This window comes from Paralcaligenes sp. KSB-10 (assembly GCF_021266465.1).
Taxonomy (GTDB): Bacteria; Pseudomonadota; Gammaproteobacteria; order Burkholderiales; family Burkholderiaceae_B.
On the sequence record NZ_CP089848.1, the window covers coordinates 3,364,358 to 3,378,312 of the forward strand.

Genomic DNA, 13,955 nt, shown 5'->3' on the forward strand with positions numbered 1-13,955 from the left:
CCCCCTATGCCTCGACGCCGGCGGCGAACACGCTGAGCCGCGACAGATCAAGCGGCGCCTCCGGACGTGTTTCAAGAAAGAAACGGTACAACAGATTTTGCGCCGCTGTCGCCCGATAGACGCTGCTGGCGCGCATATCGGACAAGGGCGCGTAATCGCTCTTGAGCGCATCCATCGCCAGCCTGGCACTGGCTTCGTTCCAGGGCTTGCCTTCCAGCGCGCGTTCGGCCTGCGCGGCACGCTTCGGGGTCGCGGCAAGCCCCCCGAAGGCAATGCGCGCGCTGCGCACCGTATCGCCATCGAGCAACAGGGCAAAAGCCGCGCACACAGCGGAAATGTCCTGATCGAATCGCTTCGACAGTTTGTAGGTGCGAAAGCGCCGTTCGGGAGCAGGCAGCGGGACGCGAATTCCCTGGACGAACTCGCCGGGCTCCAGGGCGTTCTTCTGGTAGGCCAGGTAAAAATCTTCCAGCGCCATCTCGCGCAGCCGCTCACCCCGGCGCAGCACAATGCGTGTGCCCAGGACGATCAGGGCGGGCATGGAGTCCCCAATAGGCGAGCCATTGGCGACGTTTCCGCCCAGGGTTCCGGCATTGCGGATGGGGAGCGAGGCAAAGCGCCGGTGCATTTCATCCAGCTCGCCGTAATGTTCGGTCAGTGCCACGAAAGCTTCATTAAGCAGCGCCCCGGCGCCAATGTTCAGGTACTTGCCGTCGTTGGAAATTTCACGCAGTTCAGCCACCTGGCCGATATGGATCAAGTGCGGAAGATCGCGCATTTGCTTGGTTACCCACAGACCGATATCCGTGCTGCCGGCCAGTATCCGGGCATCCGGGTACTGGATGCGCAAGCCGGCAAGCTGCGCCAGCGTGCGCGGCGCATGGAATACCTGGCCGCCGGACTGATAGCTGAAGGTCTCTGTGCGCCGCAGCTTCTTGAGCGACTCGGCCAGCGCCTGGCGATCGAACTCGACGCGAGGCAAGTCGAACATGGCCAGGGAGGCATCGATAATGGGCCGATAGCCCGTGCAGCGGCACAGATTGCCCGATAGCGCGTCGTTGATTTCCTGGCGCGCGGGCTTGGGGCCGGTCCAGTCGTGATCAAGATACATGCCCCACATCGACATGACGAACCCGGGCGTGCAGAAACCGCACTGCGAGCCATGGCAGTCGACCAGCGCCTGCTGCACCGGATGCAGCGCGCCGCCTGGCTGGCGCAAATCTTCCACGGTAAAAAGCGCCTTGCCGTCGAGTGCGGGCAGAAACTGGATACAGGCATTGACCGCCCGCAGCTCGACCACGCCCTGGCGATTCAATTCCCCTACCACCACCGTGCAGGCGCCGCAGTCGCCCTCGGCGCACCCTTCCTTGGTACCCGTGCAATGCAGGTCTTCGCGCAGGAACTGCAGGAGGGTCCGCGTCGTGGCCTGGCCGGCTATTTCACGCACCTGGCCACGATAGTAAAAGCGGATGTTTTGTGTCTCCATGAGTCTGCCTTGTTCTATGAAAAGTCGTACTCACGATAGCATCGGCCCAGGCCGGCGGTATTTGCATGGCATGATGATGACTATCATGCCCCATGCGGGAGGACGCCAATAGACAAGCGCCGCATCTGCCTATGATAATACTCCGATGGAACGACATCGTGAACAGCTCGAAACCTCTTTGCTGCGCGTGCTGCATGTCTTGCTGACCGAGCAAAGCGTATCGCGCGCGGCAATCAAGCTGGGCCTGTCCCAACCCGCCATCAGCAATTCCTTGCGGCGCTTGCGCGACATCACCGCAGACCCCCTGCTGGTGCGCGGCAAATCGGGCATGGTGGCCACCGAACGCGGCCGGGAACTTCTGGCGCACGCCACCGAGGCGCTGGCGGCGATCGACCACATCACCCAGCCGGCGGCGGGTTTTTCCCCGCAAACATCGACCCGCACATTCAGGCTTGGCGCCCCCGACTATCTCGATGCCATGTTCCTGCCCAATATCGCCGAGATGCTGTGCCGCGTCGCGCCTCAGGCCAAGTTGATCGTGCACCCCATCAATGCCGACTTCAATTACCAGGATGCGCTCGAAAACGGCACCCTGGACGTAGTGGTCGGAAACTGGCTGGAACCGCCTCCGCAACTGCATATGTCGCGCCTCTTCGACGACGAAGTGATATGCATGCTGGGCAACCAGCACCCCTTGGCGTCCAGGGGAATTTCGTTGCAGCACTACCTTGAATTGCGGCACCTGGCGCCCACGCCCTATGTGTCGGAACGCACCAGCTTCATCGACGGCTGCCTTGCCGAACATGGCTTGCGGCGCAAAATCCACATGACCGTGCCGTATTTCGGGCTGGTTCCCTATATCTTGATGTCCACCGACCTTGTATTCACCACCGGGCGCCAGTTTGCCCAGAACTACGCCCGCTACCTGCCTGTCAAGGTCCTGCCTTCGCCATTCAAGTTCCCAACCATGCGTTTCTACCAGCTCTGGCACAAGCGGGCGAACACCGCGGCGGAAGTCACCTGGCTCAGGCGGCTCATCGCCCAGGTGGCCGCCGGATTCTCCAGCGCTGCGGACAAGCCTTGAGTCCGGGCGCGGCGCGCGCATGGCGTGGAACACACGCCCGCGGGCGGTGACGATTATCAGAAACTTTTGATAATCATCATCACGCCCATGAAAATTTCACGGCGATTCCCGCTCCTAAAATAAGCTCGACCCAAACGCGTCCTTTGTACAGGAAGATGCAGCGGCCCATGAAGCAGCTGCCAGAAAACGTGAGGAGACACATCGCGGTTTTTTCCTTTGTTCCCGGAACGCATAAGCAAAAGCACACCTGACGACGGCGCGGACAGCCCGTTTCAACCGGTTGATAAAGGAGCTCGATTCATGACGGACCAGGAATATGTACTGACCCCCGGAGAACGCGCGCAGGCCGCGCCCAGCCTCACAGACAGGCTGGAAGCCTATTTCGGAGTTATCGAACGCGGCAGCTCGCTGCGCCAGGAAACATTGGCGGGCCTGACCACTTTTCTAACCATGGCTTATTCGGTGTTTGTCGTGCCCGGCATGTTTGGCAAGGCCGGCTTCGATACCAGCGCCGTATTCGTCGCGGTATGCCTCACCAGCGCTTTCGGCTCGCTTTTGATGGGCCTGTGGGCCAATCTGCCGATAGCGATCGGCTGCGCCATCTCGCTGACTGCCTTCACCGCCTTCGATCTCGTGCTCGGCAAAGGTCTGTCGCCATCGGTGGCATTGGGCGCCATATTCCTGATGGGGGTCGTATTCACCACCATTTCAGTCACGGGAGTGCGTTCCTGGATTCTGCGCAACTTGCCGGCCGGGGTCGCGCACGGCACGGGAGTGGGCATAGGCCTGTTCCTGCTGCTGATTGCCTCGAACGGAGTCGGCCTGGTCGTCAAGAACCCGGGGCCCGGGCTGCCGGTGGCTCTGGGCAATCTGGCCAGCCTGCCGGCTTTGCTGTCGATCGGCGGGCTGGCGGCCATCTTCGGGCTGGAACGGCGCCGCGTACCGGGCAGCATCCTGATCGTGATTGTCGTCCTCTCCCTGGTTGGACTGGCCGTCGATCCCAATGTCACGTTCAGCGGCATCATGGCCCTGCCATCCCTGGGCACGGCCGGCCACGCTACGCTGATCGGTTCGATGGATCTCAAGGGCGCGCTCACCGCCGCCGTCATCCCCAGCGTACTGGCCCTGGTCATGACGGCGGTATTCGATGCCACCGGCACGATACGCGCCGTGGCCGCCCAGGCCGGGCAACTGGATCAAAGCGGCCGCATCATCAATGGCGGACGAGCCCTGACGGCCGATTCGGTAAGCTCGGTCGTCTCGGCATTCCTGGGGGGAGCGCCGGCGGCGGCGTATATCGAATCGGCGGCCGGCGTGGCCGCCGGGGCCAAGACCGGCCTGACCGCAACCATAGTCGGCCTGATGTTCCTGGCGCTGATTTTCCTTTCTCCGCTGGCGGCGCTGGTGCCAGCCTATGCAACCGCTCCGGCGCTCATGTATGTGGGCCTGCTGATGCTGGGCAGCATCCGGAAACTGGATATGGACGACATGGTCGATGCCATGGCCGGCCTGCTGTGCGCCGTTTTCATCGTGCTGACCTGCAATATCGTGACCGGCATCATGCTGGGGTTCTGCACGCTGGTGATCGGCCGCATCGTGGCCTGCGAATTCAACAAGCTGAATGCAGGCACGGTAGCCATTGCCGTCGTTCTGGCGGTATTCTACCTGGGCGGCTGGGCCATCTGACCGGCCCGAACCCACCATGCGACACCATACCCCTTCTTGCACGGAAAAATCCGACACCATGATGCAAACCGAGACGCCGACGCTATCGCTGGCCAGTGTGGCCGGGCTTTCCCAGGCCGAATTCGCGGCCTGCCTGGGAGATATCTTCGAACACTCGCCCTGGATCGCCGAACAAGCCTGGCACGCCCGCCCCTACGCCGATATCCAGGCGCTGCACGCCGCCATGATGGCCGCGGTCCACGCCGCCAGCGAAGCCGATCGACTGGCGCTGATCGCGGCCCACCCGGAGCTGGCCGGAAAAGAGGCGGCCGGCGGCACACTGACGCAAGCCTCCACGCAGGAGCAGAAAGGCGCCGGGCTGGATCAATGCAGCGCCGAAGAACTTGCGCGCCTGCGTACACTGAACCGCGCCTATCGGGAACGCTTCGGCTTCCCTTTCGTAATCGCCGTCAAAGGCCTGAGCCGCTACCAGATCATGGACGCGATCGAAGCGCGGCTGCAGGGCGATCGCGCCACCGAACTCTCCGCATGCCTGCGGGAAATCGGCAAAATAGCGCGCCTGCGCCTCGAGGCGCGGCTCGTCTGACAGCAACGGGAGGCCAACCGTCGTCGCACGGAACACTGTCACGACCTGGCACATATCGAACTCCGGGCAACAAACCGCTTATGCCGTTTGTTGCTTCTCCCAGTACCCGGCCTGGTTGTAGATGGATCTTAGATAATCAATGAAATGGCGCACCTTGGCGGGCAGGTAGCGCTGCTGGGGGTACACGGCCTGTATGTCGTAGCCGGGCAAGGCGAACTCGTCCAACACGGTCACGAGCTCGCCGCGCTTGAGTTCGGCCTGTATTTCCCAGGTGGAGCGCCAGCCTACACCCAATCCCTGCTTGACCCAGCCATACAGCAGCTCGCCATCATTGCACGCCAGGTCGCCATCGACCCGCACGGCAAAAGGCCTTGCATCGCGCAGGAAGATCCAGCCGCGCTGCTGGCCGCCTTGCAGATTGAACGCCAGGCAATTGTGCCGCGCCAGATCCTCGGGGATGCGCGGCATGCCATGACGCTCGAAATAAGCGGGCGTGCCGCAAACCACCCGGCGGTTGGGAAACAAGCGCACCGCCACATAATTGGGATCCCTGACCTCGCCGATGCGTATGGCGACATCGTAGCCCTCGCGAACCAGGTCGACCACACTGTCGGTGAAATTGAACGACAGGCGCAATTCAGGGTATTGGGCGCGAAATGCGGCGGCATGCGGCGCAACATGGCGGCGACCGAACGCAGCCGGCGCCGACACCACCAGATGTCCACGCACGGCGCTGCGCCCGGCACTGACGCTGCCTTCGGCCGCATCAAAATCATGGATCAGTTGCTGGCAGCTTTCAAGAAATCGCTCCCCCAGATCGGTCAACGCCAGTCCCCGGGTGGAACGGTGCATCAATTGCACGCCCAGCCTGCGCTCCAGGGCGTTGAGGCGGCGCCCCATGACGACGGGCGTAACTCCTTCGATCAGCGCCGCCGCCGCGAAGCTGCCTTTTTCCGCCACCAGGACAAAGCTGCGTATTGCAGTATACCGATCCATTCCATACCTTTGATAAGGGGCTATGCGGAAATTATAACGGGAACCCCATGCCCGCCAGGATGTTCCTTTTCATTTTTCCAGGCCAAAGCCAGCTAAAGCCGCGCCTGGAAATCAATACACATCTACAGCCCGGCAACAAAGCCAAAACCTCAATAAATACTAGAAGTATCGGCAGAAACTATAGTTCCTGCCATTCAAATCAACACCGTTTTTCTCTATTCTGGACTCCATACAGAAAACTCACGCCGGTTCGCAGGGGCCGGCCTTGCCGCCACCCCTGCGTCACCATCCGTTGATATTCAAGACCGCATCCACGCAATAGAGGAACCATCATGGCTCGAATGAGAGCAGTAGACGCCGCCGCCGCGGTGTTGCAAAAAGAAGGCGTCAGCACATTGTTCGGCGTGCCCGGCGCCGCCATCAATCCACTTTACTCGGCCCTGCGCGACAACGGCCAATTCAAGCACATCCTGGCCCGGCACGTGGAAGGCGCGTCGCACATGGCCGAGGGCTACACCCGCGCCAGACCCGGCAATATCGGAGTCTGCCTCGGCACATCGGGGCCCGCGGGCACCGACATGCTGACAGGCTTGTATTCCGCATCGGGCGACTCGATCCCCATCCTGTGCGTCACGGGCCAGGCGCCGCGCGCTCAACTGCACAAGGAAAGCTTCCAGGCGGTGGACATCGAAGCCATTGCCAGGCCGGTAACCAAATGGGCGGTCACCGTGCGTGAACCGGCGCTGGTTCCCCGCGTGTTCCAGCAGGCCTTTCACATCATGCGCTCGGGTCGCCCCGGTCCGGTGCTGATCGACCTGCCCTTCGATGTACAAATGGCTGAAATCGAATTCGATCCCGACACCTACGAGCCTTTGCCTGTCTATAAACCGTCGGCCACTCGTGCGCAGGCAGCCAAGGCGGTCGAGATGCTCAACCAGGCCGAACGCCCTGTGATCGTATCCGGCGGAGGTGTATTCAATGCCGACGCGGCCGACAAGCTGCAGGCCTTTGCCGAGCTGGCCGGCATACCCGTGATCCCCACCCTGATGGGCTGGGGTGTCATCCCCGACGATCATCCCTTGATGGCCGGCATGGCGGGCCTGCAGACGGCGCACCGCTATGGCAACGCCACGCTGCTGGCCTCCGATTTTGTCCTGGGCATAGGCAACCGCTGGGCCAACCGCCATACCGGTTCAATCGATGTCTACACCAAGGGCCGCACTTTTGTGCATATCGATATCGAACCCACCCAGATCGGCCGCGTATTCGGCCCGGACTACGGTATTGCGTCGGACGCCGGCGCCGCGCTGGAACTGATGATAGAGGCGGCGCGCGAGCTCAAGGCGGCGGGAAAACTGCGCGACCGCAGCGCATGGGTTGCCCAATGCCAGGCCCGCAAACGCGAAAAATCCATGCAGCGCAAAACCAATTTCGACATGGCTCCGCTCAAGCCACAGCGCGTCTATCAGGAAATGAACCAGGCCTTCGGCAAAAACACACGCTATGTCAGCACCATCGGCTTGTCGCAGATCGCCGCCGCACAATTCCTGCATGTCTACCAACCGCGCCACTGGATCAATGCCGGCCAGGCAGGCCCCCTGGGCTGGACGGTTCCCGCCGCCCTGGGTGTATGCGCGGCCAATCCCGACGACGAAATCGTCGCCATCTCGGGCGACTACGACTTCCAGTTCATGATCGAAGAGCTGGCGGTCGGGGCGCAATTCAAGCTGCCCTACCTGCATATTCTGGTCAATAACGCCTATCTGGGGCTTATCCGCCAGTCACAGCGCGGCTTTGACATGGACTATTGCGTGCAACTGTCCTTCGACAACATCAATGCGCCGCAAACCAATGGCTACGGAGTGGATCACATTGCCGTGGTCGAGGGCCTGGGTTGCAAAGCGATCCGCGTACGCACACCCGAGGAAATCCAGCCGGCAATCGCCCAGGCTCGCGCATGGATGAAAGAGTTCAGCGTGCCGGTCGTCGTTGAATTCATTCTGGAGCGCATCACCAATATCTCCATGGGCGGCGAGATCGACAACGTCAACGAATTCGAGGCGCTGGCCGAAACCGGCGCCGACGCGCCAACTTCCATCGCCCTGCTCGACTGAGCGCCCGGCACCTGAAAGGAGACCATCCATGCCGAAATTTGCCGCCAACCTGTCGATGCTGTTCAACGAATTCGACTTTATGGACCGCTTCAAAGCCGCCGCACAGGCCGGCTTCAAAGGGGTCGAATACCTATTCCCATACGCCTTCGACCATGACGCGCTGGCTGAACAATTACGCGCCAATGGCTTGACGCAGGTCCTGCACAACCTGCCCGCCGGCGACTGGGAAAAAGGCGAGCGCGGGATCGCCTGCCATCCCGACCGGGTCGGCGAGTTCCAGGAAGGCGTGGGAAAGGCCATCGAGTACGCGACCGCCCTGGGCTGCAAGCAGGTCAATTGCCTGGCGGGCATTGCCCCCGCACATATCGATCCGGACACAATACGCTCGACCTTCGTCGACAACCTGCGATTCGCCGCCCGGAAACTCAAGGACGCCCGCATCCGCCTGCTGATCGAGCCCATCAATACCTTCGACATACCAGGCTTCTTCCTTAGCCGCACCGACCAGGCCCTGAACATCATCCGCGACACCGGCTCGGACAATCTTTTCGTGCAGTACGACCTCTATCACGCCCAGCGCATGGAAGGCGAACTGGCCAACACACTGGCCGCGAATCTGCGGCAGATTGCCCATATCCAGTTGGCCGACAACCCGGGGCGCCACGAACCCGGCTCAGGCGAAATCAACTATGCGTGGCTGTTTCGGTATATGGACAGCCTGGGCTACGACGGCTGGGTCGGCTGCGAATACAAGCCGGCCGGCACCACGCAAGACGGGCTGGGCTGGATCAGCGCCCTGGCCTCCTGAACACGCCTCTCTTTTATCTACAACCTGGAAATCAAACATGGCTAATATCGGCTTTATCGGACTCGGCATCATGGGCGCACCCATGGCCGCCAACCTGGTCAAGGGCGGCCACACCCTGTATACCCACACGCTTGGGGAGACCCCACCAACCCTGATCGATGCCGGCGCAACGCCATGCGCCAACGGCGCCGAAGTGGCGCACCGCGGCGATATCATCATTACCATGGTGCCCGATACGCCCCACGTGGAGGCCGCCCTGTTCGACGAGAACGGCGTTGCCCAGGGTCTGAGCAAAGGGAAGACCGTTCTCGACATGAGCTCGATCTCGCCCGTCGCCACCAAGCAGTTCGCACGCCGCATCAACGAACTGGGCTGCGAGTACCTGGATGCGCCCGTGTCCGGCGGCGAGGTTGGCGCCAAGGCCGCGAGCCTGACCATCATGGTCGGCGGCAACGAGGCGGCGTTCAATACCGTCAAGCCCTTGCTCGACCTGATGGGCAAGAACATAACGCTGGTCGGAGGCAATGGCGACGGCCAGATCACCAAGGTCGCCAACCAGATTATTGTGGCGCTCACTATCGAAGCCGTCGGCGAAGCGCTGCTGCTTGCCTCCAAGGCCGGCGCCGATGCGGCCAAGGTGCGTCAGGCATTGATGGGCGGCTTCGCCAACTCGCGCATTCTTGAAGTGCATGGCGAACGCATGGTCAAACGTTCTTTCGATCCGGGCTTTCGTATTGAACTGCACCAGAAAGACCTCAACCTGGCCCTGGGCACGGCCCGGCAGATCGGCGTATCGCTGCCCTGCACTGCCCTTGCACAGGAACTGTTCAACACCTGCGCCGCGCAGGGCGGGTCTGGCTGGGATCACTCGGGCATGGTGCGGGCCCTGGAAATCATGGCCAATTTCGAAATCGGCCAGTAAGCCAAAGCACAGACCCGAGGGAGCCCGCTCATGACGACTCCGCCCCGCACGCTGCTGGCCAGGATGTTTGCGGCCGCCGTCGAAGCGGCACAACCCGGACATTGCATGGCAGGCATGCTGCCGCCGCCGGCAGCCGGGCGTACCCTGGTCATCGGCGCGGGCAAGGCATCGGCGGCCATGGCGCGCGCAATCGCGCAAGGAATGCGGCCCCGCGACCATCTTGACGACAACAACGGGCACGGCTTTTTCGAAGCCCTCGGAGATTCGCTCATTACCGGCCCCACCTTGACGAACGTCAACGATTTCCGCGCCATTCTGATCGCCGGACCAGACCCGCACACCCTCAAGAGAGACCCGCCATGAACACGCCGCGCCGCGCCCGCATACTCGCCACACTCGGCCCCTCCAGCTCCAGCCCTGAATGCATCCGCGCACTGATCGACGCCGGGGCCAACGTATTCCGCCTGAATTTCAGCCACGGCACCCACGCAGATCACGCGCAGCGCCTGCGCATCATTCGTGAAGCCGAACGCGAGGCCGGGCGCCCGATAGGCATCCTGATGGATCTTCAAGGCCCCAAACTGCGGGTGGGGCGCATCGCGGGAGGGCGAACCACCCTTGAAGCCGGCCGGCGGTTCCGGCTGGATCTCGATCCTGCCGAAGGAAACTCCACACGAGCCAGCCTGCCTCATCCCGAAATTTTTGCAGCGCTTGAAAAAAACACCGACCTGCTGCTGGACGACGGCAAGCTGCGGCTGCGCGTAGACGAATTTGGGCCCGATTTTGCGGAAACCACCGTCCTGGTGGGCGGATCCTTATCGGACCGCAAAGGCGTCAACGTCCCGAGCGTGGTCCTGCCCATTTCGCCACTGACCGCCAAAGACCGTGCCGATCTCGATTTCGGCCTCGACCTGGGCGTGGACTGGGTCGCGCTGTCTTTCGTGCAACGCGCCGAAGATATTGCGGAAGCCCGGGCCATTATCGGCAAGCGGGCCTGGATCATGGCCAAGCTGGAAAAGCCCGCCGCCATCGAGCATCTGAACGCCATCATTGAATTATCCGACGGCGTCATGGTGGCACGCGGCGACCTTGGCGTGGAAATGCCGCCGCAACAAGTGCCTATCCTGCAGCAGCGCATTGTGCGGGCCGCCCGCGCAGCCGGCCGCCCCGTGGTCGTTGCCACGCAGATGCTGGAGTCCATGATCGGCTCGCCCGTGCCGACGCGGGCCGAAGCCTCGGATGTCGCCACCGCCATCTACAGCGGGGCCGACGCCGTCATGCTGTCGGCCGAGTCGGCATCCGGCCAGTATCCGGTCGAGGCAGTGACCATCATGGAAAGCATCATCCGCGAAGTTGAACAGGACCCCGCCTGGCGCGCAGGCCTGGAAGCCAGCCACAGCCCGGCCAAGGCCAACCCTCCCGACGCCGTCTGTTGCGCCTTGCGCCGCGTGGCCGATCTACTCGAGCCCGCCGCCACAGTCGCCTACACCGCCTCGGGTTTCAGCGCCCTGCGAGCCAGCCGGGAACGTCCCATGACGCCTATTCTGGCCTTGACGCCCAACCTGAGCACAGCAAGACAGCTTGCCCTGGCATGGGGCCTGCACCCGATTCGATTCAACGCGCAGATGGATAATGTCGGCGACATGATCCGGCATGCCACCGCCCTTGCAACGCAACACGGGATGGCGGGCGAGCACGATACCGTCATTGTGATTGCCGGCCTGCCTTTCGGGCGCAGCGGCAGCACCAATCTGCTGCATATAGCCACGGTCGAGGCCAAAAACACGGGCCATTAGCCTATAAGCAGCCTTTCCTTTGGCCCGGCCCCCCGCCGCGCCAAAGGCCGATCAGCGCCAAGCGCCTGTCTCGAATAAAGACAGGCGCTTGGCGTATCGGTCCGGCTGTTTCAAACACGTCCTATAATCAGGTACAACGAAAAACAGCAGCCCATTGCACGAGCGCGCAAGCGCCGTGCCGGCTTGTTGCAAGCTGCGGCGGCCATCTTAAAGACTATTTAACTTATCTGATCAAGGAAAACCATGAGCGAGCGAACCTCTTGCAAACGGCTGCAAGTTGCCAATGTGCTGCATCAATTCATCGAACAGGAAGCATTGCCCGGCACAGGCCTTGATTCAGAAGCCTTCTGGTCGGGCTTCGACCAGCTCGTCCACGATCTGGCGCCGAAAAACCGCGCTCTCCTGGCCGAACGCGATCGCCTGCAGGCTGAACTGGACAACTGGTACCGGCAGAATCCCGGCGCCGTCAAGGATGCAGCCGCCTACCGCGGCTTCCTGCGCCAGATCGGCTACCTGAACGATGCGCCCGCCAGCGTCGCCGTCAAAACCAGCAAGGTCGATCTCGAAATCACCCGCCAGGCCGGGCCGCAGCTGGTGGTACCCGTCATGAATGCGCGCTACGCACTGAACGCGGCCAATGCCCGCTGGGGCAGTCTTTACGACGCCTTGTACGGCACCGACGCCATTTCCGAAGACGGCGGCGCGACACGCGCCGGCGGCTATAACCCGGTACGCGGCGCCAAGGTCGTTGCCTATGCACGTCACTTTCTCGACCAGAACGCAGCCCTGGCGCAAGGTTCGCATGCCGACGTCGTCTCGTACAGCGTCAAGCAGGGCACGCTCAGCGCGGGACTCAAGGGCGGCGGCACGACCGGCCTGGCGGACACCAGCCTGTTCGCGGGCTATCGCGGCGATGCCGGCGCGCCCGAGGCGATTGTCCTCAAACACCATGGCCTGCACTTCGAAATCCAGATCGACAAAAACAACCCCATAGGCAAACAGGATCCCGCAGGCGTCAAAGACATCCTGATGGAAGCGGCCATCACCACCATCATGGATTGCGAGGATTCCATCGCCGCCGTCGATGCCGACGACAAGGTGCTGGCCTATCGCAACTGGCTGGGCCTGATGCAAGGCAATCTGACCGAAACAGTCACAAAGGGCGGGAAAACCTTTACCCGCGCCCTGAACCCCGATCGCGGCTATACCGATGCCGGCGGCCAGGCCCGGACTCTTCCGGGGCGTTCGCTGATGTTCATCCGCAACGTCGGGCACCTGATGACCAATCCAGCCATCCTCGACGAACAGGGGCAGGAAATTCCCGAAGGCATACTCGACGCCCTCCTTACCAGTTTGATCGCCATGCACGACCTCAAGCGCGAAGGCGGCAACTCGCGCACCGGCTCGATCTACATCGTCAAGCCGAAAATGCATGGCCCAGACGAAGTTGCCTTCGCCAGCGAAATATTCACGCGTGTCGAAGGCGTGCTGGGCCTGGAACCCAACACCATAAAAATGGGCATCATGGACGAAGAGCGCCGCACCAGCGCCAACCTGAAGGCCAGCATTGCACAGGCCGCCCAGCGCGTGGTGTTCATCAACACCGGCTTCCTTGACCGCACCGGCGACGAAATGCATACGTCCATGGAGGCCGGGGCCATGGTGCGCAAGGGCGAAATGAAGCGCAGCGCCTGGATCGACGCGTACGAACGCAACAACGTGCAGGTAGGCCTGGAATGCGGCCTGCGCGGCCACGCACAGATCGGCAAGGGCATGTGGGCCATGCCCGACCTGATGGCCGACATGCTGGTCCAGAAAGTCGGCCAGCTCAAGGCGGGCGGCAATACGGCATGGGTCCCCTCGCCCACCGCCGCCACCCTGCATGCCCTGCACTATCACCAGATCGACGTACAAGCCGTGCAACAGTCCATGGAAGGCAAGTCCGAACCCCTGCTCGACAAGCTGCTTACCGTTCCAGTCGCCGCCAATACCAACTGGTCGGAACAGGAAATCCAGGAAGAACTCGACAACAACGCCCAGGGCATACTCGGCTATGTGGTGCGCTGGGTCGATCAGGGCATAGGCTGCTCGAAAGTCCCCGACATCCATAATGTCGGCCTGATGGAAGACCGCGCCACCCTGCGCATATCCAGCCAGCACATGGCCAACTGGCTACGCCACAAAATCGTGACGCCCGCGCAGATTACCGAAACCATGCGGCGCATGGCCGCCGTGGTCGACGGCCAGAACGCGGGCGACCCGGCCTACCGCCCCATGGCGCCCGACTTCGAAGGCTCGATTGCCTTCAAGGCCGCGTGCGACCTGGTGTTCAAGGGGCTGGAACAACCCAATGGCTATACCGAGCCGCTGCTGCATCGCGCACGCCAGGCAGTCAAGGCACGCTAACGTTCGTCGGGACGAGCCCTGTTCAGGGCGGGTCTTATGCCCGCCCACCGTGAAACCATTCAGTGACTTTC

At 62.2% G+C, this 13,955-nt stretch carries 11 protein-coding genes; 9 read left to right on the forward strand and 2 right to left on the reverse strand.

Translation table 11 applies throughout. From position 1 onward, the window contains the following. Positions 1-4: 4 nt before the first annotated feature. The gene (gene xdhA / locus LSG25_RS15485) at positions 5-1,486 is read right to left on the reverse strand and encodes a xanthine dehydrogenase small subunit (RefSeq protein ID WP_232741801.1); all 1,482 of its coding nucleotides are present in this window, start codon (positions 1,484-1,486) and stop codon (positions 5-7) included. Positions 1,487-1,631: 145 nt separating this feature from the next. Between xdhA and LSG25_RS15490 the strand changes: the two genes are divergently transcribed. The 3 genes from LSG25_RS15490 to uraD all read left to right on the forward strand — a co-directional run bounded on the left by LSG25_RS15490 (position 1,632) and on the right by uraD (position 4,842). Continuing rightward, a complete protein-coding gene (locus LSG25_RS15490; RefSeq protein WP_232741802.1) occupies positions 1,632-2,570 on the forward strand; it encodes a LysR family transcriptional regulator in 939 nt (312 codons plus the stop codon). 300 nt (positions 2,571-2,870) lie between these two features. Beyond that, entirely contained in the window at positions 2,871-4,256 is a 1,386-nt protein-coding gene (locus LSG25_RS15495) for an NCS2 family permease (protein WP_232741803.1), read from the forward strand. Positions 4,257-4,314: 58 nt separating this feature from the next. Continuing rightward, a complete protein-coding gene (gene uraD / locus LSG25_RS15500; protein WP_370636012.1) occupies positions 4,315-4,842 on the forward strand; it encodes a 2-oxo-4-hydroxy-4-carboxy-5-ureidoimidazoline decarboxylase in 528 nt (175 codons plus the stop codon). A 78-nt stretch (positions 4,843-4,920) separates the two neighbouring features. On the opposite strand, the gene LSG25_RS15505 is transcribed toward uraD, so the two are convergent. Next, positions 4,921-5,838 carry a LysR family transcriptional regulator gene (locus tag LSG25_RS15505; RefSeq protein WP_232741805.1) on the reverse strand — a complete coding sequence of 306 codons (918 nt, stop codon included), beginning with the start codon at positions 5,836-5,838 and terminating at the stop codon, positions 4,921-4,923. A 332-nt stretch (positions 5,839-6,170) separates the two neighbouring features. Here LSG25_RS15505 and gcl point away from each other — a divergent pair, with 332 nt between their 5' ends. From gcl to LSG25_RS15540, 6 genes are all read left to right on the forward strand, one after another. Next, complete coding sequence (gcl, locus tag LSG25_RS15510) at positions 6,171-7,952, forward strand: glyoxylate carboligase (RefSeq protein ID WP_232741806.1); 1,782 nt, start codon at positions 6,171-6,173, stop codon at positions 7,950-7,952. Between the two features lie 28 nt (positions 7,953-7,980). Further along, positions 7,981-8,760 (forward strand): hydroxypyruvate isomerase, encoded by a 780-nt coding sequence (gene hyi / locus LSG25_RS15515; protein ID WP_232741807.1) that lies wholly within the window; start codon positions 7,981-7,983, stop codon positions 8,758-8,760. A 37-nt stretch (positions 8,761-8,797) separates the two neighbouring features. Further along, on the forward strand, positions 8,798-9,682 hold the full coding sequence (locus LSG25_RS15520) for a 2-hydroxy-3-oxopropionate reductase (RefSeq protein ID WP_232741808.1): 885 nt from the start codon (positions 8,798-8,800) through the stop codon (positions 9,680-9,682). Positions 9,683-9,736: 54 nt separating this feature from the next. Next, a complete protein-coding gene (locus LSG25_RS20450; protein WP_370636013.1) occupies positions 9,737-10,045 on the forward strand; it encodes an MOFRL family protein in 309 nt (102 codons plus the stop codon). Further along, positions 10,042-11,478 carry a pyruvate kinase gene (pyk, locus tag LSG25_RS15535; RefSeq protein WP_232741809.1) on the forward strand — a complete coding sequence of 479 codons (1,437 nt, stop codon included), beginning with the start codon at positions 10,042-10,044 and terminating at the stop codon, positions 11,476-11,478. The genes LSG25_RS20450 and pyk overlap by 4 nt, the downstream gene beginning before the upstream one ends. A 243-nt stretch (positions 11,479-11,721) precedes the next feature. Beyond that, positions 11,722-13,884: a malate synthase G gene (locus LSG25_RS15540; protein ID WP_232741810.1), complete on the forward strand. Its 2,163-nt coding sequence runs from the start codon at positions 11,722-11,724 to the stop codon at positions 13,882-13,884. Positions 13,885-13,955: the final 71 nt, after the last annotated feature.

Coding starts and splice junctions, on each gene's coding strand:
- xdhA (WP_232741801.1), bottom strand. CDS start 1,486: ATGGAGACACAAAACATCCGCTTTTACTATCGTGGCCAGGTGCGTGAA.
- LSG25_RS15495 (WP_232741803.1), top strand. CDS start 2,871: ATGACGGACCAGGAATATGTACTGACCCCCGGAGAACGCGCGCAGGCC.
- uraD (WP_370636012.1), top strand. CDS start 4,315: ATGATGCAAACCGAGACGCCGACGCTATCGCTGGCCAGTGTGGCCGGG.
- LSG25_RS15540 (WP_232741810.1), top strand. CDS start 11,722: ATGAGCGAGCGAACCTCTTGCAAACGGCTGCAAGTTGCCAATGTGCTG.
- LSG25_RS15490 (WP_232741802.1), top strand. CDS start 1,632: ATGGAACGACATCGTGAACAGCTCGAAACCTCTTTGCTGCGCGTGCTG.
- hyi (WP_232741807.1), top strand. CDS start 7,981: ATGCCGAAATTTGCCGCCAACCTGTCGATGCTGTTCAACGAATTCGAC.
- gcl (WP_232741806.1), top strand. CDS start 6,171: ATGGCTCGAATGAGAGCAGTAGACGCCGCCGCCGCGGTGTTGCAAAAA.
- LSG25_RS15505 (WP_232741805.1), bottom strand. CDS start 5,838: ATGGATCGGTATACTGCAATACGCAGCTTTGTCCTGGTGGCGGAAAAA.
- pyk (WP_232741809.1), top strand. CDS start 10,042: ATGAACACGCCGCGCCGCGCCCGCATACTCGCCACACTCGGCCCCTCC.
- LSG25_RS15520 (WP_232741808.1), top strand. CDS start 8,798: ATGGCTAATATCGGCTTTATCGGACTCGGCATCATGGGCGCACCCATG.